The organism is Vibrio salilacus (assembly GCF_002811245.1).
GTDB classification, from domain to species: Bacteria; Pseudomonadota; Gammaproteobacteria; order Enterobacterales; family Vibrionaceae; genus Vibrio; species Vibrio salilacus.
On record NZ_NIVQ01000067.1, the window covers coordinates 1 to 1,616 of the forward strand.

2 protein-coding genes are annotated in these 1,616 nt (G+C 42.6%); both read left to right on the forward strand.

The features are described 5' to 3' along the window. Positions 1-250: 250 nt before the first annotated feature. Positions 251-601, forward strand: a complete 351-nt coding sequence (locus tag CDZ87_RS16705; RefSeq protein WP_100754531.1) for a hypothetical protein — start codon at positions 251-253, stop codon at positions 599-601. A 160-nt stretch (positions 602-761) separates the two neighbouring features. Further along, positions 762-1,256: a GNAT family N-acetyltransferase gene (locus tag CDZ87_RS16710; protein ID WP_100754532.1), complete on the forward strand. Its 495-nt coding sequence runs from the start codon at positions 762-764 to the stop codon at positions 1,254-1,256. Positions 1,257-1,616: the final 360 nt, after the last annotated feature.

Consider the following 1,616-nt stretch of genomic DNA (forward strand, 5'->3'; position numbering starts at 1 on the left):
TCAAGAATGCAGTTCTTTGCCAAATAAATCAGTCATTTGTGGTAAAACATAACAAACAATTCAAGCAGACCCTCAACGCTCGGCGATTTTGGTTTGCGTTGAATTTCGTGTTGCCGAGCAATGCGGAAAGTGAGCCAGTGCGTTTCGGGCTACTTAATTGGGCGTTATACCAATGCGCTCATAATCAAAGAGTTGTGTCGTGTTGGTTAGGGGTTTCCTATATACTTTCTTGTTTCAAAGGAAAGCCGTTATGGAAATGGTCATTGTTTCATCTGAACAACAAAAGCGCTTAATTATGATATTTAGTCGTACAATCGCGAAAGTTTCAGATAAGGCTCTCATAAAAGATCTCGACTCTCATCCAGTTAATTCATCAGTCTATCCAGCGTTCAAAGCGGCCTTAGATTTACGAGTAGAGCGTATTCGATTGCCATTCGGCGATGACAGGAATGGTTCTCTTGATGGTGGTGATTTCTTATATCGTTATCTAGCAAAAGGTTATATTTGCCTTGGAGATTTTGTAGGTCAACCTAAACCAGACCTGTCTTCATGGGGTGTGCGTTCAGTGCGCAAACAACCAAAGATTGGGTTTGGTTTATAGTGTAAATCAGAAGATAGTTGGTGTGTCATTTAGCTTGAAAAATTGGTATAACAAAGCGTTTAAGAGTGATTCCAAACGTTTGCCGGTTTCGCTTCGCTCAAGTATGGCAAGCGCTTGTCACACCTTAACGCAGCGTTATGTGCTTATGAGGAAAATTGACATGGAAGTGATAGAGGCCAATCCTGATTTGGCCCCAATATTAGCGAGTTATGCGAAAGAATGCCTAGAATCGGGTATTCCAAAATATTCGGGTGTGGAGCAAGATCCGACAGCTTATTTGTCAGGTTTGGTCGAACGTTCAAAGGCAATCTCCGAGTTACCAAAGGGATATTTACCTAGCACAACTTACTACTGTATATCGAACTCCGAAATTTTAGGTGCAATCCGAGTTCGCAAAGGTACTAATGCCAACGTAGAAAATGTCATTGGTCATATTGGCTACGAAACTAGACCGTCAGCTCGTAGTAAGGGGGTAGCCTCATTTCTGCTTGCTTGGGTGCGAGACCATGTTGTCACTGATTCAGTTATTGTAACTTGCTCAATTGACAATCCCGCATCTCAAAAGGTCATCGAAAACTGTGGTGGTGAATACCTCGGTAACTACACAGATGACAGTGAGGGTACGGTAAGGCGCTACCGTTTAGCACGCACATAACAAAGCATTTAAGAGTGATTCGCAACGCTTGGCGCTTTCGCTTCGCTCAAGTATAGCCAAGCGTCGCTCACACCTTAATGCAGCGTTAGTTGCCAGCGGAAAAACGCAGCTAAAGCAGAAAAGTTAAGGCTAATGAATTGTGCAATTTTGCTCTGTTTTGTGTCTGGACGTGGTTTGCTGAAATTGTTTTCGATTTTTAGTATTGTGGTTTTTTGCCGTTTCAGATGCAAATGTACTCGTTGAAAGTCAGCTTTGTGACATTGTCTTTCCAAAAGGTCTTGTTAGTGTTTTTAGCCAGTTCTCTACGGCGTTGTAAGTTCCAAGTAGTTTCAGTGACAGGCGCTTTGAAACTGCGCCTGA